The sequence below is a fragment of the Ruegeria sp. genome (assembly GCF_965199275.1).
Taxonomy (GTDB): domain Bacteria; phylum Pseudomonadota; class Alphaproteobacteria; order Rhodobacterales; family Rhodobacteraceae; genus Ruegeria.
Map to the genome: position 1 here is coordinate 201,680 of NZ_CBDAQX010000013.1, position 19,061 is coordinate 220,740.

The 19,061-nt window shown below is 59.1% G+C and carries 18 protein-coding genes and 1 pseudogene; 10 read left to right on the plus strand and 9 right to left on the minus strand.

What is annotated here, in order from left to right; all coding sequences use genetic code 11:
* Positions 1-15 precede the first annotated feature (15 nt).
* On the plus strand, positions 16-2,376 hold the full coding sequence (locus ACOERD_RS09090; protein WP_419738802.1) for a xanthine dehydrogenase family protein molybdopterin-binding subunit: 2,361 nt from the start codon (positions 16-18) through the stop codon (positions 2,374-2,376).
* A 95-nt stretch (positions 2,377-2,471) separates the two neighbouring features.
* Positions 2,472-3,263: an FAD binding domain-containing protein gene (locus tag ACOERD_RS09095; RefSeq protein ID WP_170668513.1), complete on the plus strand. Its 792-nt coding sequence runs from the start codon at positions 2,472-2,474 to the stop codon at positions 3,261-3,263.
* Positions 3,264-3,313: 50 nt separating this feature from the next.
* Here the strand turns inward: ACOERD_RS09095 and ACOERD_RS09100 are convergent, their stop codons facing one another.
* Positions 3,314-3,739 carry an FAD:protein FMN transferase gene (locus tag ACOERD_RS09100; protein WP_419738803.1) on the minus strand — a complete coding sequence of 142 codons (426 nt, stop codon included), beginning with the start codon at positions 3,737-3,739 and terminating at the stop codon, positions 3,314-3,316.
* Between ACOERD_RS09100 and ACOERD_RS09105 the strand changes: the two genes are divergently transcribed.
* Entirely contained in the window at positions 3,732-5,474 is a 1,743-nt protein-coding gene (locus ACOERD_RS09105) for an IS1634 family transposase (RefSeq protein ID WP_419737624.1), read from the plus strand. The two genes, ACOERD_RS09100 and ACOERD_RS09105, sit on opposite strands and share 8 nt — an antisense overlap.
* An 85-nt stretch (positions 5,475-5,559) precedes the next feature.
* On the opposite strand, the gene ACOERD_RS09110 is transcribed toward ACOERD_RS09105, so the two are convergent.
* Positions 5,560-6,270 carry an FAD:protein FMN transferase gene (locus tag ACOERD_RS09110; protein ID WP_419738804.1) on the minus strand — a complete coding sequence of 237 codons (711 nt, stop codon included), beginning with the start codon at positions 6,268-6,270 and terminating at the stop codon, positions 5,560-5,562.
* Entirely contained in the window at positions 6,267-8,330 is a 2,064-nt protein-coding gene (locus ACOERD_RS09115) for a 4Fe-4S binding protein (protein WP_419738904.1), read from the minus strand. The genes ACOERD_RS09110 and ACOERD_RS09115 overlap by 4 nt, the downstream gene beginning before the upstream one ends.
* 198 nt (positions 8,331-8,528) lie before the next feature.
* Here ACOERD_RS09115 and pqqA point away from each other — a divergent pair, with 198 nt between their 5' ends.
* Genes pqqA through pqqE form a run of 5 tightly spaced genes read left to right on the plus strand, consistent with a single transcriptional unit; the run spans position 8,529 to position 11,635 of the window.
* Positions 8,529-8,636 (plus strand): pyrroloquinoline quinone precursor peptide PqqA, encoded by a 108-nt coding sequence (gene pqqA, locus ACOERD_RS09120; RefSeq protein ID WP_152460716.1) that lies wholly within the window; start codon positions 8,529-8,531, stop codon positions 8,634-8,636.
* A 26-nt stretch (positions 8,637-8,662) separates the two neighbouring features.
* Complete coding sequence (gene pqqB, locus ACOERD_RS09125) at positions 8,663-9,550, plus strand: pyrroloquinoline quinone biosynthesis protein PqqB (protein ID WP_419738805.1); 888 nt, start codon at positions 8,663-8,665, stop codon at positions 9,548-9,550.
* Entirely contained in the window at positions 9,547-10,275 is a 729-nt protein-coding gene (pqqC, locus tag ACOERD_RS09130; RefSeq protein ID WP_419738806.1) for a pyrroloquinoline-quinone synthase PqqC, read from the plus strand. The genes pqqB and pqqC overlap by 4 nt, the downstream gene beginning before the upstream one ends.
* Positions 10,272-10,559 (plus strand): pyrroloquinoline quinone biosynthesis peptide chaperone PqqD, encoded by a 288-nt coding sequence (gene pqqD, locus ACOERD_RS09135; RefSeq protein WP_419738807.1) that lies wholly within the window; start codon positions 10,272-10,274, stop codon positions 10,557-10,559. The genes pqqC and pqqD overlap by 4 nt, the downstream gene beginning before the upstream one ends.
* A complete protein-coding gene (gene pqqE / locus ACOERD_RS09140) occupies positions 10,556-11,635 on the plus strand; it encodes a pyrroloquinoline quinone biosynthesis protein PqqE (RefSeq protein ID WP_419738808.1) in 1,080 nt (359 codons plus the stop codon). The genes pqqD and pqqE overlap by 4 nt, the downstream gene beginning before the upstream one ends.
* Positions 11,636-11,643: 8 nt before the next feature.
* Here pqqE and ACOERD_RS09145 read toward each other — a convergent pair.
* The 4 genes and pseudogenes from ACOERD_RS09145 to ACOERD_RS09160 form a co-directional block, all read right to left on the minus strand.
* Positions 11,644-12,050: pseudogene (locus ACOERD_RS09145) on the minus strand (IS5/IS1182 family transposase); the annotation flags it as partial.
* Between the two features lie 71 nt (positions 12,051-12,121).
* Positions 12,122-13,108, minus strand: coding sequence for a helix-turn-helix domain-containing protein (locus ACOERD_RS09150; protein WP_419738809.1), 987 nt, complete (start codon positions 13,106-13,108; stop codon positions 12,122-12,124).
* Positions 13,109-13,215: 107 nt separating this feature from the next.
* A complete protein-coding gene (locus ACOERD_RS09155; RefSeq protein WP_419738905.1) occupies positions 13,216-14,253 on the minus strand; it encodes an IS110 family transposase in 1,038 nt (345 codons plus the stop codon).
* Positions 14,254-14,340: 87 nt separating this feature from the next.
* Positions 14,341-16,083, minus strand: coding sequence for an IS1634 family transposase (locus ACOERD_RS09160; protein ID WP_419737624.1), 1,743 nt, complete (start codon positions 16,081-16,083; stop codon positions 14,341-14,343).
* Between ACOERD_RS09160 and ACOERD_RS09165 the strand changes: the two genes are divergently transcribed.
* Positions 16,076-16,249: a hypothetical protein gene (locus ACOERD_RS09165; protein WP_419738810.1), complete on the plus strand. Its 174-nt coding sequence runs from the start codon at positions 16,076-16,078 to the stop codon at positions 16,247-16,249. The genes ACOERD_RS09160 and ACOERD_RS09165 overlap by 8 nt on opposite strands.
* Before the next feature lie 439 nt (positions 16,250-16,688).
* Here ACOERD_RS09165 and ACOERD_RS09170 read toward each other — a convergent pair whose 3' ends face one another.
* Positions 16,689-18,431 (minus strand): IS1634 family transposase, encoded by a 1,743-nt coding sequence (locus ACOERD_RS09170; protein WP_419737624.1) that lies wholly within the window; start codon positions 18,429-18,431, stop codon positions 16,689-16,691.
* On the opposite strand from ACOERD_RS09170, the gene ACOERD_RS09175 reads away from it, so the two are divergent.
* The gene (locus ACOERD_RS09175) at positions 18,424-18,597 is read left to right on the plus strand and encodes a hypothetical protein (RefSeq protein ID WP_419738810.1); all 174 of its coding nucleotides are present in this window, start codon (positions 18,424-18,426) and stop codon (positions 18,595-18,597) included. The two genes, ACOERD_RS09170 and ACOERD_RS09175, sit on opposite strands and share 8 nt — an antisense overlap.
* Here the strand turns inward: ACOERD_RS09175 and ACOERD_RS09180 are convergent.
* Positions 18,545-18,985, minus strand: coding sequence for a hypothetical protein (locus tag ACOERD_RS09180; RefSeq protein ID WP_419738811.1), 441 nt, complete (start codon positions 18,983-18,985; stop codon positions 18,545-18,547). The two genes, ACOERD_RS09175 and ACOERD_RS09180, sit on opposite strands and share 53 nt — an antisense overlap.
* Positions 18,986-19,061 lie beyond the last annotated feature (76 nt).

A 19,061-nucleotide genomic window follows, 5' to 3' on the forward strand; every position in this document is an offset into this window, starting at 1 on the left:
GGAGGAGAACAAGCAATGCCCAAAGACAGTGGCATCGGAGCCAGTTCCAAGCGGCGCGAGGACGTGCGCTTTCTGACCGGAGCAGGCAATTACACCGACGACATCAACGTGGCCGGACAGGCCTATGTTCATTTCCTGCGCTCGGATATCGCGCATGGCCGGATCACCAGCCTTGATACCTCGGCGGCCGAGGCCATGCCGGGCGTGGTCAAGGTGTTCACCGGCAAGGATTTCGAAGGCGTGGGCGGCATGCCCTGCGGCTGGGAGGTGACGGACAAGCACGGCGCGCCCATGCAGGAGCCTGCGCATCCCATTCTGGCCCAGGGCAAGGTGCGCCATGTGGGCGATCCCATCGCCGCCGTTGTGGCCGACAGCCTGGAGCAGGCGCGTGACGCGGCCGAGGCGATTGACCTCGAGATCGAGGAACTGCCCGCCGTGATCGACATGAAGGCCGCAGCGCAAGAGGGCGCGACGCTGGTCCATGACGATCTGAAGAACAACATCTGCTATGACTGGCAACTGGGCGAGACTGACGATGCAAAGGTCAATGAGGTCTTCGCCAATGCGGCCCATGTGACCACGCTGGATCTGGTCAACAACCGCCTGGTCGCCAACCCGATGGAACCACGCGTGGCGGTGGGTGAGTATAAGCGGGGCACGGATGAGTACACGCTCTATACCACCTCGCAGAACCCGCATGTGATCCGCCTGCTGATGTGCGCCTTTGTGCTGGGCCTGCCCGAGCATAAGGTCCGCGTGGTGGCCCCGGATGTGGGCGGTGGCTTTGGCACCAAGATCTTCCACTATGCGGAAGAGGCGTTCTGTACCTTCGCCGCCAAGGCCTGCAACCGCCCGGTGAAGTGGACTTCCAGCCGGTCCGAGGCGTTCATGTCGGACGCCCATGGCCGGGATCATGTCAGCAAAATCGAACTGGCGCTGGATGCAGACAATAACTTCATCGGGTTGCGGACCAACACCTACGCGAACCTTGGGGCGTATCTGTCGACCTTCTCCAGTTCCGTGCCCACATGGCTACACGGCACGCTGATGGCAGGCAATTACAAGACGCCGGTCATTCAGGTGAATGTGAAGGCGATGTTCACCAACACAGTGCCGGTGGATGCCTATCGCGGCGCGGGCCGGCCCGAGGCGACGTTCCAGTTGGAACGCGTGGTGGACAAGGCCGCGCGCGAGCTGGGGGTCGATCCGATTGCCCTGCGCCGTCAGAACTTCATCACCCAGTTCCCCTATGACACGCCGGTCGCGCTGACCTATGACACCGGGGATTACAACGGGACCATGGACAAGCTTGAGGCTGCGGCTGATCTGGCAGGCTTTGCGGCCCGCCGTGCGGCCAGCGAGGCCAAGGGCAAACTGCGCGGTCTGGGCATCAACTGCTATATCGAGGCGTGCGGCATTGCGCCCTCGAACATCGTTGGCATGCTGGGGGCCCGGGCGGGTCTTTATGACGCGGCGACCGTGCGGGTGAATGCCACCGGTTCGATCAGCGTCATGGTGGGTGCGCATAGCCACGGGCAGGGGCATGAGACCGCCTTCCCGCAGGTTGTGGCCGACATGATCGGCATCGACGAGTCGATGGTCGAGATTGTGCATGGCGACACCTCGAAGATTCCGTTCGGCATGGGCACCTATGGCTCGCGCTCGCTGGCGGTCTGTGGCTCAGCCATGGTGAAGGCCACCGAGAAGGTGATCGACAAGGCCAAGAAGATCGCAGCCCACCTGCTGGAGGCCTCCGAGACCGATATCGAGCTGAAGGACGGTCAGTTCAGCGTGGCAGGCACCGACAAGTCGGTGGCCTGGGGCGATGTGACCCTGACGGCCTATGTGCCGCATAACTTCCCGCTGGAGGTTGAGCCGGGGCTGGAGGAGACCGCGTTCTACGACCCGGCCAACTTCACCTTCCCCTCGGGCGCTTATGCCTGCGAGGTCGAGCTGGACCCCGAGACCGGTCAAGTCAGCATCGAGGCCTTCACCGCGGCGGATGACTTTGGCAACATCGTCAACCCGATGATCGTGGATGGTCAGGTGCATGGCGGCATTGGTCAGGGCATCGGCCAGGCTCTGCTGGAGAACTGCGCCTATGATGAGAATGGCCAGTTGTTGAGCGCGTCCTTCATGGATTACGCCATGCCGCGCGCCGATGATGTGCCCTTCTACGGCGTGGATCATTCCAGCCAGACGCCCTGTACGCATAACCCGCTGGGTGTGAAGGGCTGTGGTGAGGCCGGGGCGATCGGCTCTCCGCCGGCTGTGGTCAATGCGGTTCTGGATGCGATGAACTCGGGCGGCAAGGCGGTGGATCACATCGACATGCCAGTAAGCCCGTCGCGCGTTTGGGCGGCGATGAACAGCTGAGTTGAGAGGGCGGACCGGGGGCCAGCCCCCGGACCCCCGAGGTATTTTTAGCCAGATGAAGAGCGGATTTGCGCTCTTCGGAAAGGAAAAGCGGAATGTACAGTTTCGAGTTTGAGAAGCCCTCGAGCATTGCCGACGCGGTTGCTGCGTTGGGGGCCGAGGATGCGCAGCCATTGGGCGGGGGTCAGACGCTGATCCCGACGCTGAAGCAGCGTTTGGCGGCCCCTTCGGTGCTGGTCAGCATGGGTGGGATTGCCGAGATGCAGGGTGTCTGCGTCGAGGATGACGGCTCGGTCGTCATTGGCGGGGCGACGCCCCATGCCACGGTGGCGCGTGAGGCGGCGGGGTCGTATCCGGCGCTGGCGGCCTTGGCGGGTCAGATCGGTGATCCGGCGGTGCGCAACCGCGGCACCATCGGCGGGTCGGTGGCCAACAATGATCCGGCGGCCTGTTATCCGGCGGGTGTGCTGGGCTCGGGCGCAACCATCGTGACCAACGCGCGGCAGATCGCGGCGGATGACTTCTTTCAGGGCATGTTTGCCACCGCGCTGGATGAGGGTGAGATCATCACCTCGGTCCGCTTCCCGGTGCCGCAGGCGGCGAGCTATCAGAAGTTCCTACAGCCCGCGTCCCGGTTTGCCCTGGTCGGTGTCTACGTGGCGCGCTTTGCAGATGGTGTCCGTGTCGCCGTGACCGGCGCCAGCGAAGACGGTGTGTTCCGGTGGGCAGAGGCCGAAGAGGCCTTAAACAAATCTTTCAACGCCGAGGCGTTGATGGGGCTGAGTGTCAACCCGATGAACATGATCGCCGACCTGCATGGCAGCAAAACCTACCGCGCGCATCTCGTCAGCGTCATGACAAAACGCGCCGTCCAAGACTGCGCGTAAACACAGAAACAACAAACCCAAAAGCCCCGGGCAAAACCCCGGGGCTTTTGCTATGGTTGGAAAGTCCGGACAGAACCATTCTGGTGAACACAAATCACAGTCGTGCTCTTGGTTGTTCGATCCAGGATGGTTTGAATCTCACCCTCATCTGCATGGCAAAGCGCCGTTGACAATGCATCTGCCGATGTCGCGTCTGCAACCTGAACGCTGACCGTCGCCCATTGGGGTGGGTGCATGGTTTTTGGATTCAGGACATGAAATTGACCGCCACCCAGTCGCAACGCACCTGGGCTGGAGGTGGCAATCGCTTGATCTTTGAGCGTCCGGGTCTCCTGACTTCCGACCTTTTTGTTGATCTGACTGGGTTTTTGGTTTGTTTTCAGGTGTGGTTGCTCAGAGGCGCGTTGTAGTGCCCCATTATTATAAAAAGTATTGACATGGGCCTTCAGATGGCTAACCTCTTCGCCCATGTTCATCCGCACCAAACATGACGCAAAGCTCAACCGCACACGGATCCAGATCGTTGAATCCGTCCGCACCGGCTCCAAGGTACGCCAGAAGATCCTGCGCCATGTGGGTGTGGCCCATAACGACAGCGAGATTGAGGATATCAAGCGTCTGGCGGGCCGCTTGATGGAGCAATTACGCATTGATCGCTCGCCGCAAATGGAACTGTTCACGCCCACGGAATATGCCGATCTGCAGGCGCTGGTGCGCCGCGCTCCGCGGCCGGACAAGCTTGGCGTTGATCTTGCCGAGTGCCGTGAGGAGGCGCGGGTCTCTCTGGGTCTGCGGGATGTCATGGGGACGATGTATGACCAACTGGGTTGGGGGGCCCTTCTGGGGGCGGCGCGTAAAAGTGCCAATCGCATTGTGAAAGAGCTGGTTATGGCGCGGATCGCACAGCCCGAGAGCAAGCGCGCGACCGTGGAGGCGTTGGAGAACCAGGCAGGCATCACGCTCAATCTGGACGTGGTCTATCGGAGCATGGATTACATCAATACGCCGGTGATAGACGGGATTTGCAAAACCTCTCACGCGGCGGCAGAGAAGTTGCTGGGCGGGCCAGTGACCGTGCTGTTCTACGATTGCACGACCCTGGCCTTTGACACCGAGCGCGAGGACCCGGCCGAGGATGCGGACGGGGTCGAGCAGGATCATCTTCTGGCCAAGGGCTTCAGCAAGGATGGCAAGCATCACCGCGCTCAGGTCATGCTGGCGCTGATCGTCACCTCCGATGGGCTGCCTGTGGGCTATGAACTCTTCCCGGGAAACACCTGGGAAGGTCATACGCTGGAAGCTGCGCTGAAGGCGTTGGAGGGACGCTTCGACGTGGCCAGGGTCACGTTCGTGGCCGATGCCGCCATGCTCAGCAAGGACAACCAGCAGATGTTGCAGAACAAGGGTCTGCCCTACATCCTCGGCTATCGCATGAAGTCCGCCCCGGCCGCCGTGAAGGCGAACATTTTGAGCCCGGAGGGACGCCAGCCTTGGGCTGGACACGGTTCTGAAGAGGCAACCGAGAAGGGCTGGTACAAGGTGATCGACCAGGAGGGAGCGCGGGTCATTGTGACCTGGTCACCCACCCGGGCACGCAATGATGCCCACAAGCGCGACAAGGCAATCGAAAAGCTGCACAAGAAGCTCAAGCGCTCTCGCAAACCCGGCAGCTTCAGCAGCCGGGGATATGGCCGCTTCCTGGCCTTCCCCGACAGCGGGGACGTCACGCTGGATGATGCAAAGATCAAGGCAGCGGCACAATGGGACGGGCTGCATGCCATTGTTGTTCATGGTGCGGACGAACTGGAGGCACAGGACGTCATTGCCCGCTATCACCAGTTGTGGGAGATCGAAGCCTGCTTCCGCACCAACAAGCACGATCTGAAAATCCGGCCCATCTATCACTGGTCGCCGCGTCGGGTCCGGGCCCATATCGCCATCTGCTACATGGCCTTCTGCTGCCTGCAGCACCTGCGCAAGCATCTGGACCTGCTCGGACACCCGATGAGCCCGGCTCGTATCCGCAACGAGTTGAACGCATTGCAGCTCTCGATCCTGCGCCACAAAGGCACCCCTGACCGCTACGGCATGCCAAGCCATGCCACGGTCGATGCCAGACGCATCCTCACCTGCGTCGGCCTGACCTGGAACGAAGCCCCTTTCAAGATACCCCCCGGGCGCACCCGAAAAACTGGCCAGACCAAAGCCTGAGCTCCCTCAACACTCCGAAACAATCGCTGGCGAAAAAAGTCCGTGTAGTGCCTTTTGGCAACCAAGGCATAATAATATCAATGACTTATACGAAAAAATGTCGGAAGTCAGGAAATTGACCGCCACCCAGTCGCAACGCACCTGGGCTGGAGGTGGCAATCGCTTGATCTTTGAGCGTCCGGGTCTGAACGATCCCGTGTTGAGGGTCGGAGACGCCAAGGGTCCAGTTGCGCCCTGCGGCGTAGTACTCACCGATATTGACCAATACGTTCCCCCACCCCTCCTGGCGCAGCACCTCTGTGACCAGATCCGTGGCGTAGCCCTGCGCAATACCATTCAGCGTCAGTGCCTGACCGGCATCCAGCGCAATGTGATCGGGCGAAATTCGAACCCGGTCCCATCCGATAGCTTGGCGCGCGGCCTCAAGATCTCCGTTCTGGGCCGCTGCCTGCCACACGGTTTGAACGGTTGGATCAAAGCGCCCGTCGGTCTGCCGGTAGGCGCGATCACAGGCCTGCAGAAGCGTTAGCATTTCGGGAGCGGGGGCATTGAGAAAACCGGAGCGGTTCAGCCGAGACAAATCGGATTCGGGACGGTAGAGGCTGAACAATGCCTCAAAGCGTTCAAGCTCGGCTCGGATGCGGGCGATGGCGGGTTCGGCAATCTGGGGAGGCGCGTCAAAGGTTAGACTGACCTCTGCACCCAAAGCGTAGCCCTGCCATTTTGTGGGTTGGGCCGTAGCCGGGGTCGCCAGCGCGGCGGCAGAGATGGCAAGGAAGCGGCGGCGGCTTATCATTCGGCGGCGACCTCTCTGGCTTGGCGTCGGGCAGCGACAATCAGGGGTACGCATTTCGTGCTGTCGTCATGGATCGTCACGCAGTCAAGGCATTGAAAGCATTCGTCATATTGGATACGCCCACTTTTGGCGATCGCCCCGTATTTGCATTTGACCTTGCACAATTGGCAGGGAGAGCCACATTCCGCGCGTCGGTCTATCCAATCGCGCCCGCGCAACAGCCCGCCGATCGCCATGAAAGCGCCAAGCGGACAGACATAGCGGCAAAATCCCTTGAATAGCACCATTCCAAGGAACAGCCATCCCGCCGCATAGGCCACGTAATACCACTCCCGCACAAAGTAAGTGGTCACCGCAGTTTTGAAGGGCTCGACCTCGGCGGCTTTGTCCACCTGATCGGGGGCGGCGAACACTACGCCCACAAGACCCGCGAGGATGACATATTTCAACCATTTCAGACGCCTGTCCCAGGCCTCGGACGGCTCAATTTGCGGTAGGCGCAGGGCTTTGCCGAGGTGATGCGCGAACTCCTGCATCGCGCCAAAGGGACAGAGCCAACCGCAGAACAGCCCCCTACCCCATGCGATGAAACCAGCGATCGAAACCGCCCAGATCAGCAAGGAAAACGGGTCATAAAGAAGGAATGCGAAACTGCCACCCTCGACTGCTGCTCTGAGTGTTCCAAGAACGGTGACGATGGACAGCTGCCCTTGCCCCCACCATCCGACAAAACCGATGACAACGGCCAGTACGCCCAAGCGGAGGGGCGTGAACAAAGGCTGCGCCGCCAGTGCATTCATGCAAAAGTTGAGCGCGGCGACGAGACCTGTCAGGAAGAGCCCAAGAACGATCATGTCACCCTGACGGTTGCGGAGCGCCTCAAGCCATGGCGGGACCGGCGTTACCTGAACCGGACGGGTAAAGAACCGTTCGGGCGTGATATGGGGCACCTCAAGCGTGACCGAGCCTGTTTCGGGCTGGAACATGCCGTGTTCCCGCACGGCCAGCACCTTCAGAACCCAATCGCGCGAAGGGTCAAATCCCAGCCTACGGTCCGTTCGCAAGATCATGGCTGTGCCATCGGGCAGGCCATCGGCCAGCTCTACAAACAGATCGGCATCGCGCAGCGCAACCGGAAAACCGTCCTGTTCTGCTGACAGCCAGTCTGGAGCTGTATTGCGCACGAAGTCCTCGCTGACCAAACCGTGGCGCGCGGTTTCGATCACCAGGATCGGTTCATCATTGTCCGAGATTTCCAGAAAGCTCTGGAGTTCGTCGAAACTGTCCTCGGCCAGCGCAGCGCGGGCGATTGAAGTTGGGCCCAGATCAACGACCCAGATATCCAAGTATGGCTCATTCGGATACTCCTGCGCCTCGGGGTCGTCATCCTCCCACAAGGTGTCTGCGAACAAGGCGTCGACCTGCGCGTTGGTGTAGGTCTTGCGCGTGGCGATGCCCTGATCGACAAGATCCTGCCAGGTCAGGTCCTCTTGGTACTCGGGGTCGGGAAAGGCGGGCGGCGCGGTGGCCAGTCCCTGCATCTTTTCGCGGGCCACTGCCAGCGCGGCCCCCATGACGGATTCGTGGGCAATGCGCACACTGGCCGTCGCCTTGGTGACGCCATCCAGATAGACAAGCTGTGAACCCGCCGCCGCATCGCCATAGGGTGTTCCCACCACAATCGAATCCGAAATCGACAGCCCGCCATATTGTTCAAAGAACTTGTGAAACGGGGCCTCACCCAGACCCGAGACAAAGATCGGCTCGTTGTGTTCGATTAGTTGGACATCCAAAAAGCGTCCCTCAAGGTCCAGCACCACCAGCATGTTGATCGGCGCGCCCGAAAACCCCGGCAAGGGGGCTAAAGGTTCGGATTCAAACACATATCCGGCCTCACTGCCGCCCGAGTTCAGTAGGCTGTAAACCCCGTCATCGTTCAGCGCATCGCCGAGTGAAAACGGGGCGCGGATATAGGTTTCGATCTGCTCACGCGGCAGAGGCTCTGCCTGAACCGACAGGCCGCTGATGAGCAAAAACACAAGAAACAGGATCGCGCGCATGAGCGTGAGACTATATTTCACCCCGCGACGGTGACATTCGACGAAAGTCCTAGGTCCCGCCTCTACGACCCCAAGGCGGTTGACGCAGCCGCCTCGGCCCTCAACACTACATCCCATCCCTACGACCAAAGGAGCATTTTCCGAAAATCGTGCCGGTAGTAGGTTTTAACAACGCCAGTCATTCATCGGGAGGACACTATGACCTGGAGCACACCGAAGCTGAAAGAAGTGAACTGCGGCATGGAGATCAACATGTATTCTCCGTCCGAGGACGAAGGCCGCGAGTACGAGCCCGACCTGTTCTGATCACGTAAACGCAGCGGAGGCCCAAAGTGCATTTCCTGGTTCTTGGGGCTTCTGCAGGTGGCGGTTTGCCACAATGGAACTGCGGTTGCCGGAATTGCGAGGACGCCCGTAAGGGCAAGATCCCGCCGTCCGGCCAATCCTCTTTGGCGGTGTCCCCAGATGGTCTGAATTGGAGCATCCTGAACGCCTCGCCTGATATTCGCCAGCAGATGCTGGACAGCCCCAAAATGCACCCGCGCGCGCTGCGCGACACGCCTGTTGCTTCGGTTCTGCTGACAAACGGGGATATCGACCATATCGCCGGGCTGCTCAGCTTGCGTGAACAGACCCCTTTCACCCTGTTTGCCACGGGCGATATTCTGGATGTGCTGTCCCAGAACCGGATTTTCGACGCGGTCAACCGCGAGAAAGTGGACCGCCGCCAGATTGCCCTAGTTGATGAATTCAACCTTCAAAAGGGGCTGCAGGCGCAGCTGTTTGCGGTGCCCGGTAAGGTCCCTCTGTTCATGGAGGGCGACAGTGTTCAGACCGATCTATTGGGTGAACAGACCGTGGGCGTCCGGCTGACCGCCGCCGACAAGACTGCTTATTACATTCCCGGCTGCGCGCAGGTGACCGATGACCTGTTGGTCCGAATTGCGGATGCCGACCAGCTATTCTTTGACGGTACACTTTGGGATGATGATGAGATGATCCGCACCGGAACCGGAGTGAAAACCGGGCAACGGATGGGGCATATCTCGATCAGCGGACCCGAGGGTTCGATCGCCCGACTGCAAGACGTCCGCGCCGCGAAAACCTTCATCCACATCAACAACACCAACCCTGTTCTGCAACCCGATAGCCCGGAACGAGCCTTTGTGGAAACCGCAGGCTGGACCATTGCCTATGACGGGCAGGAGATCACGATATGAGCCGCGACAGTCTTGAGGCCCGCCTGCGTCAGAACGGGGCTGAGCGCTACCACGACAAACACCCGTTTCATCACCGGCTGCACAGCGGGGAATGTACCCCAGACCAGGTGCGCGCCTGGGTGATCAATCGCTGGGCCTATCAGGCGGCGATCCCGATGAAGGACGCCGCCTTCATGTCGCGCTGCACCGACCCCGATATCCGGCGCGAGTGGCGATCCCGCATCGAAGACCACGATGGCGGCGTGACCGAGGGCGGCGGCATCCGGCGCTGGCTGAAACTGGCCGAGGCTGTAGGGCTGGACCCCGACTATGTCGCCTCGGGTCGCGGCATCCTGCCCGCAACGCAGTTCGCCGTCGACGCCTATGTGCATTACGTGCGCGAAAAACCCCTGTTGCAGGCGGTCGCTTCTTCTCTGACCGAGCTGTTTGCCCCTAAAATCCACGAACAGCGGATTGAGGGCCTGTTGCAGCACTATGACTTCGCCAATTCCGACAGCCTCTCCTATTTCCAAAAACGCCTGACCCAAGCCCCCAAGGATGTGGCATTCGGCCTGAACTGGGTTTTGGACCATGCGGACACAGAGGAAAAGGAAGACATGGCCTGCGAAGCGCTGATTTTCAAAACCAACGTGTTGTGGGCGCAGCTGGATGCGCTTTGGTCCGGATATGTAGAGCCTGGCCTAGTCCCGCCCGGTGCGTGGAAGCCGGGGGAAGGCCTGCTATGACGCTTGAGCTGCACCAGACCGACTGCCCCTATCTGCCGCGCGGCGTGCGGGTTCAGCGCGACGCTGTGCGCGACCGCATGGTCCTGCAAGCCCCGGAAAAGGTGATCGAACTGGACGATATCGGTGTCGCCATCCTGTCACGAGTCGATGGTAAGACCTCGTTTCGCCAGATCGTCACCGATCTTGCCACCACCTACGGCGCCCCTACCGATCAGGTCGAAACCGATGTTCAACACTTCCTGCAGGCCCTGCGCAGCCGCCTTTACGTGTTGGTGCAGACATGACCGCCCCAGCCCCCATCGCGCTTTTGGCCGAACTTACCCACCGCTGCCCGCTCAGCTGCCCCTATTGCAGCAACCCTGTGGAGCTTGAGCGCAAGGAAACGGAACTCGACACGCAGACTTGGGCGGATGTGTTCCAGCAAGCCTTCGAAATGGGCGTCCTGCAATTGCACTTGTCAGGGGGCGAACCTGCTTCGCGCCGCGATCTCGAAGACCTGACCGCGCAGGCCGCCCGTATCGGGCTTTACACCAACCTGATCACCTCCGGCATCGGACTGTCCGCCAAACGGCTGGCCAGGCTCGAGGCGGCAGGGCTGGATCACATCCAACTGTCCTTGCAGGGCACGAATGCCGATCTGGCCGATCGCATTGGCGGCTATCGCGGCGGCTTTGACCGAAAGATGATCATCGTCAAAGAGATCGGTGACAGGGGCATCCCGCTGACCCTGAACGCGGTCATGCATCGCCACAACCTGGATGATCTGGATCGCACGATTGAAATGGCCGTTGAGTTGGGTGCCCGCAGGCTCGAGGTCGCCTGTGTGCAATTCCACGGCTGGGCTCTGTCGAACCGCGCCGCACTGCTGCCGACGCTTGAGCAGACCCGGGCCGTGAAAGACACCGTTGTCCGCGCCAGCAAGGATTTACGAGGTGTTCTGGCCATCGACTTCGTGCCGCCCGACTATTACTCGGACTATCCCAAAGCCTGTATGGGCGGTTGGGGGTCCACGGGCCTGAACATCACGCCCAACGGCACCGTCCTGCCCTGCCATGCGGCACAGACGATCACCCATCTGGAATTCGAGTCGGTGCGCGATAAACCATTATCGGACATCTGGAACCACAGCAGCGCCTTCAACGCCTATCGGGGAACCGATTGGTTGCCCGAACCCTGCCAAAGCTGCGAGAGGAAAGAGATCGACTTCGGAGGTTGTCGGTGTCAATCGATGGCCTTCGCGCAGGATGCCGAAGCCACAGATCCCGTTTGCAAAAAGTCGCCTCTGCACGGCCGGGTCAAAGATGTTTTGGACGCCATGTCAGCCAATCCTGAAAGAGAATTCGTATATCGCAAAGCGTGACCCCAACCAAGTGCTATTGCGGACAGAAATACCTTGGAACATCTGTTGGAGCGGATTGCGACACGCCGCAAATCCTTGAGGCTATAGAGCATGATTTCGATCCGGTTACACCCTTTTTAGTGACCTTTGTCGTATTTGACAGCCTCCGTGCGTCGCCTTCGACCTTAGAAACAGGCGCGTATCCCTTTTTCTTTCGACGCATCTCACATGCCGGTCAGCGTCTTAGCCATGGTCTTCAATCAGCCAGTCAACATCTGACACGCTGCTAAGCAAGGCCCGCATGCCGATTTAGTCGCTAGCGTGCCCGGCAGTAAAAAAGGTTTACCAGACGCCCTTGGCTATCACAGATGTCGTGTTACTTGGTCTTCGCGCCACGATTGGCGCAGCCAATCAGGCGTCCACGCCCTTGTTTTTGAACGCCAAACTGTTCGCTATTAGGTGCTCTTGCGCATCCAGAAACTGCACGCTGAATTGAGAGCTCTCGTTCTATTCACACCCAAGATACCGCCGCTTCCTGCTTTCTTCGGGAGTAGATTTGCAATGTTTGAAGAAGCTCCGGGACATGGCGGAACGAGACGAAAACCCAGTCGCGGCGGCAACTTCTGCAAAGGGCATGTCCGTGTATTTGAGCAAGATCCCAACCCTCTCCAAACGCAACTCTTTGTAAGTGTCCAGAAGCTTCGCATTTGTTTTGCTGAGATATCTTCTCTGAAGCTGCCGGACAGATGTACCAACTTTCGCGGCAAGTTCTGAAATGCTCAACGGGTCTTCGATATGCCTCATCATGGTCGCCAGCGTATGAATGACCACCTCGTCCCCTTTGGCTTCGCCGATGAGCCGATTGGCAATTTGACTCTCGGTTCTCTTCCCGGGCTCGCTCAATCCGACATATCTGCGTAGCGCATCAGCAATATGTTGACCGTGATCATCCGAAACGAGCTCCGAAAGTAATCCCAGAGCACTGATGCGTGTATTGGCGCTGTGCAATCGACCATCTGTCGCCAGGCAAGTTGATGCCCCGCAGCTGACAATTCCCTGTTCAAAAGCAGCCGCTTCAAAAGTGGCATGCACTGCAGCCGCCCTAGGTTCAGAGCCTGCCATCTGTGCCAGCAACATCACGGCGCCACCGACCAAAATCACTCTGGGTGACAGATTCATCACTTGCGAAACCCAAAGCTTTTGGTCTCCTGCCGGGCACCATGCACTCTCCAAGTCGCCCCAGAACACCGTAGTCCGCCCAGCCCAATCAAGTGGTCCACCAACTTTGTCGGTAGCAACAACACGTGCTGTCACCACATAGGCTTTTTTAGCGATCAATTTGTTCAACGCATCGAAAAACTCCACGACCAATTCTGCTGATGCCCTATCCTCTTGGCAGCGCAGAATGACTTCGATGTGATGAGGGCGTTCTTTTGCCACGTTGGCGATTTGAGCTGCACCTGCGTGACAATTTCGTATGACATAATGCTTCATCAGAACCACCAACTGGTTTGATTGGGTCGAGTGAGGGACGCATTGTTCCCTTCGATGACCCCCGCCTTTCAGCGGGGGTCATGTTTTGGCTACTCCTATGATGATTGTCAAGCATGACATTGATTTTGTTTGATTTTAAATTCGACAAAATCGTCGAAGACCCAGCCGTTCTTGAGCGTGTCATAGATGATCTTGAGCAGCTTGCGGGCAGTGGCTATGATCGCCTTGCCCGCGCCACGGCGTTCCTTGATGCGCCGATAATGGCTGTTGAGATATCCCGAATAGCGGATCGCGATGAGCGTACATTGCACCAGCGTGGTGCGCATGAGCTTGTTGCCGCGCTTCGTGATCCGCCCGTGATGTTCGGTTTCGTTTGAGTTGCTCACCTTGGGCACGATGCCGACATAGGCGGCCAGCTTGTCCGCGTCGGAGAAGTCTTCAACCCTGCCGATCCCCGCCAGCAGGACCGCGGCAGATCGCGCACCGATCCCCTTGATGCTGGTGAGCCCCTCAAAGCCTTTCATGGCCGAGGCGGCCTCCTCGATGGCCTTGTCGAGACGGCTCAGGGTTTCGGTCAGGCCGAGCGCCTGGTCCCGCAATGCCGCCAGTTCGACCTGCTCAAGCGGTGTGAAGCGGCTGAGATCCAGGTCGCGCAGGCGCTTCTTGCTGGACAACCCTTCCTTCTTCAGCTTCATGCCGTGGCGGACAAACATCGCGTGGATGCCGTTCAGCAGCATGGTGCGCTGTTTGACCAGCATGTCACGCGTCCGGGTCAGCGAGGCCAGTTCGCTTTCCTGAGTGGACTTGAGCCGGGTTTCCGGCAGCATGTCCTTCGACAGGAAAAACGCCAGGGCGCGGGCATCGTTGCGATCGGTTTTCTTCACCGATGTGCGGATCACTTTAAACTGGCGCGGGTTGACCACAACGATCCGGCCGACACAGGGTTCCACCTCACCGCAGAACCAGGCCGTGTTGCCGGTGGCCTCGACCGCCAGTTCGTCATCCGCATCAAGGCTCTGACAGAACTGCTCAAGCGCCTGCGCGGACAGTTGAAAGGTTTGGAATGTTTCCGATCCGTCCGTCTCACGCCGACAGATCGTGAAGGAATTCGTATGAAGATCCTGACTTCCGACATTTTTTCGTATAAGTCATTGATATTATTATGCCTTGGTTGCCAAAAGGCACTACACGGACTTTTTTCGCCAGCGATTGTTTCGGAGTGTTGAGGGAGCTCAGGCTTTGGTCTGGCCAGTTTTTCGGGTGCGCCCGGGGGGTATCTTGAAAGGGGCTTCGTTCCAGGTCAGGCCGACGCAGGTGAGGATGCGTCTGGCATCGACCGTGGCATGGCTTGGCATGCCGTAGCGGTCAGGGGTGCCTTTGTGGCGCAGGATCGAGAGCTGCAATGCGTTCAACTCGTTGCGGATACGAGCCGGGCTCATCGGGTGTCCGAGCAGGTCCAGATGCTTGCGCAGGTGCTGCAGGCAGCAGAAGGCCATGTAGCAGATGGCGATATGGGCCCGGACCCGACGCGGCGACCAGTGATAGATGGGCCGGATTTTCAGATCGTGCTTGTTGGTGCGGAAGCAGGCTTCGATCTCCCACAACTGGTGATAGCGGGCAATGACGTCCTGTGCCTCCAGTTCGTCCGCACCATGAACAACAATGGCATGCAGCCCGTCCCATTGTGCCGCTGCCTTGATCTTTGCATCATCCAGCGTGACGTCCCCGCTGTCGGGGAAGGCCAGGAAGCGGCCATATCCCCGGCTGCTGAAGCTGCCGGGTTTGCGAGAGCGCTTGAGCTTCTTGTGCAGCTTTTCGATTGCCTTGTCGCGCTTGTGGGCATCATTGCGTGCCCGGGTGGGTGACCAGGTCACAATGACCCGCGCTCCCTCCTGGTCGATCACCTTGTACCAGCCCTTCTCGGTTGCCTCTTCAGAACCGTGTCCAGCCCAAGGCTGGCGTCCCTCCGGGCTCAAAATGTTCGCCTTCACGGCGGCCGGGGCGGACTTCATGCGATAGCCGAGGATGTAGGGCAGACCCTTGTTCTGCAACATCTGCTGGTTGTCCTTGCTGAGCATGGCGGCATCGGCCACGAACGTGACCCTGGCCACGTCGAAGCGTCCCTCCAACGCCTTCAGCGCAGCTTCCAGCGTATGACCTTCCCAGGTGTTTCCCGGGAAGAGTTCATAGCCCACAGGCAGCCCATCGGAGGTGACGATCAGCGCCAGCATGACCTGAGCGCGGTGATGCTTGCCATCCTTGCTGAAGCCCTTGGCCAGAAGATGATCCTGCTCGACCCCGTCCGCATCCTCGGCCGGGTCCTCGCGCTCGGTGTCAAAGGCCAGGGTCGTGCAATCGTAGAACAGCACGGTCACTGGCCCGCCCAGCAACTTCTCTGCCGCCGCGTGAGAGGTTTTGCAAATCCCGTCTATCACCGGCGTATTGATGTAATCCATGCTCCGATAGACCACGTCCAGATTGAGCGTGATGCCTGCCTGGTTCTCCAACGCCTCCACGGTCGCGCGCTTGCTCTCGGGCTGTGCGATCCGCGCCATAACCAGCTCTTTCACAATGCGATTGGCACTTTTACGCGCCGCCCCCAGAAGGGCCCCCCAACCCAGTTGGTCATACATCGTCCCCATGACATCCCGCAGACCCAGAGAGACCCGCGCCTCCTCACGGCACTCGGCAAGATCAACGCCAAGCTTGTCCGGCCGCGGAGCGCGGCGCACCAGCGCCTGCAGATCGGCATATTCCGTGGGCGTGAACAGTTCCATTTGCGGCGAGCGATCAATGCGTAATTGCTCCATCAAGCGGCCCGCCAGACGCTTGATATCCTCAATCTCGCTGTCGTTATGGGCCACACCCACATGGCGCAGGATCTTCTGGCGTACCTTGGAGCCGGTGCGGACGGATTCAACGATCTGGATCCGTGTGCGGTTGAGCTTTGCGTCATGTTTGGTGCGGATGAACATGGGCGAAGAGGTTAGCCATCTGAAGGCCCATGTCAATACTTTTTATAATAATGGGGCACTACAACGCGCCTCTGAGCAACCACACCTGAAAACAAACCAAAAACCCAGTCAGATCAACAAAAAGGTCGGAAGTCAGGAAAAGTGGCATGCACTGCAGCCGCCCTAGGTTCAGAGCCTGCCATCTGTGCCAGCAACATCACGGCGCCACCGACCAAAATCACTCTGGGTGACAGATTCATCACTTGCGAAACCCAAAGCTTTTGGTCTCCTGCCGGGCACCATGCACTCTCCAAGTCGCCCCAGAACACCGTAGTCCGCCCAGCCCAATCAAGTGGTCCACCAACTTTGTCGGTAGCAACAACACGTGCTGTCACCACATAGGCTTTTTTAGCGATCAATTTGTTCAACGCATCGAAAAACTCCACGACCAATTCTGCTGATGCCCTATCCTCTTGGCAGCGCAGAATGACTTCGATGTGATGAGGGCGTTCTTCCTGACTTCCGACATTTTTTCGTATAAGTCATTGATATTATTATGCCTTGGTTGCCAAAAGGCACTACACGGACTTTTTTCGCCAGCGATTGTTTCGGAGTGTTGAGGGAGCTCAGGCTTTGGTCTGGCCAGTTTTTCGGGTGCGCCCGGGGGGTATCTTGAAAGGGGCTTCGTTCCAGGTCAGGCCGACGCAGGTGAGGATGCGTCTGGCATCGACCGTGGCATGGCTTGGCATGCCGTAGCGGTCAGGGGTGCCTTTGTGGCGCAGGATCGAGAGCTGCAATGCGTTCAACTCGTTGCGGATACGAGCCGGGCTCATCGGGTGTCCGAGCAGGTCCAGATGCTTGCGCAGGTGCTGCAGGCAGCAGAAGGCCATGTAGCAGATGGCGATATGGGCCCGGACCCGACGCGGCGACCAGTGATAGATGGGCCGGATTTTCAGATCGTGCTTGTTGGTGCGGAAGCAGGCTTCGATCTCCCACAACTGGTGATAGCGGGCAATGACGTCCTGTGCCTCCAGTTCGTCCGCACCATGAACAACAATGGCATGCAGCCCGTCCCATTGTGCCGCTGCCTTGATCTTTGCATCATCCAGCGTGACGTCCCCGCTGTCGGGGAAGGCCAGGAAGCGGCCATATCCCCGGCTGCTGAAGCTGCCGGGTTTGCGAGAGCGCTTGAGCTTCTTGTGCAGCTTTTCGATTGCCTTGTCGCGCTTGTGGGCATCATTGCGTGCCCGGGTGGGTGACCAGGTCACAATGACCCGCGCTCCCTCCTGGTCGATCACCTTGTACCAGCCCTTCTCGGTTGCCTCTTCAGAACCGTGTCCAGCCCAAGGCTGGCGTCCCTCCGGGCTCAAAATGTTCGCCTTCACGGCGGCCGGGGCGGACTTCATGCGATAGCCGAGGATGTAGGGCAGACCCTTGTTCTGCAACATCTGCTGGTTGTCCTTGCTGAGCATGGCGGCATCGGCCACGAACGTGACCCTGGCCACGTCGAAGCGTCCCTCCAACGCCTTCAGCGCAGCTTCCAGCGTATGACCTTCCCAGGTGTTTCCCGGGAAGAGTTCATAGCCCACAGGCAGCCCATCGGAGGTGACGATCAGCGCCAGCATGACCTGAGCGCGGTGATGCTTGCCATCCTTGCTGAAGCCCTTGGCCAGAAGATGATCCTGCTCGACCCCGTCCGCATCCTCGGCCGGGTCCTCGCGCTCGGTGTCAAAGGCCAGGGTCGTGCAATCGTAGAACAGCACGGTCACTGGCCCGCCCAGCAACTTCTCTGCCGCCGCGTGAGAGGTTTTGCAAATCCCGTCTATCACCGGCGTATTGATGTAATCCATGCTCCGATAGACCACGTCCAGATTGAGCGTGATGCCTGCCTGGTTCTCCAACGCCTCCACGGTCGCGCGCTTGCTCTCGGGCTGTGCGATCCGCGCCATAACCAGCTCTTTCACAATGCGATTGGCACTTTTACGCGCCGCCCCCAGAAGGGCCCCCCAACCCAGTTGGTCATACATCGTCCCCATGACATCCCGCAGACCCAGAGAGACCCGCGCCTCCTCACGGCACTCGGCAAGATCAACGCCAAGCTTGTCCGGCCGCGGAGCGCGGCGCACCAGCGCCTGCAGATCGGCATATTCCGTGGGCGTGAACAGTTCCATTTGCGGCGAGCGATCAATGCGTAATTGCTCCATCAAGCGGCCCGCCAGACGCTTGATATCCTCAATCTCGCTGTCGTTATGGGCCACACCCACATGGCGCAGGATCTTCTGGCGTACCTTGGAGCCGGTGCGGACGGATTCAACGATCTGGATCCGTGTGCGGTTGAGCTTTGCGTCATGTTTGGTGCGGATGAACATGGGCGAAGAGGTTAGCCATCTGAAGGCCCATGTCAATACTTTTTATAATAATGGGGCACTACAACGCGCCTCTGAGCAACCACACCTGAAAACAAACCAAAAACCCAGTCAGATCAACAAAAAGGTCGGAAGTCAGGAAAAGTGGCATGCACTGCAGCCGCCCTAGGTTCAGAGCCTGCCATCTGTGCCAGCAACATCACGGCGCCACCGACCAAAATCACTCTGGGTGACAGATTCATCACTTGCGAAACCCAAAGCTTTTGGTCTCCTGCCGGGCACCATGCACTCTCCAAGTCGCCCCAGAACACCGTAGTCCGCCCAGCCCAATCAAGTGGTCCACCAACTTTGTCGGTAGCAACAACACGTGCTGTCACCACATAGGCTTTTTTAGCGATCAATTTGTTCAACGCATCGAAAAACTCCACGACCAATTCTGCTGATGCCCTATCCTCTTGGCAGCGCAGAATGACTTCGATGTGATGAGGGCGTTCTTTTGCCACGTTGGCGATTTGAGCTGCACCTGCGTGACAATTTCGTATGACATAATGCTTCATCAGAACCACCAACTGGTTTGATTGGGTCGAGTGAGGGACGCATTGTTCCCTTCGATGACCCCCGCCTTTCAGCGGG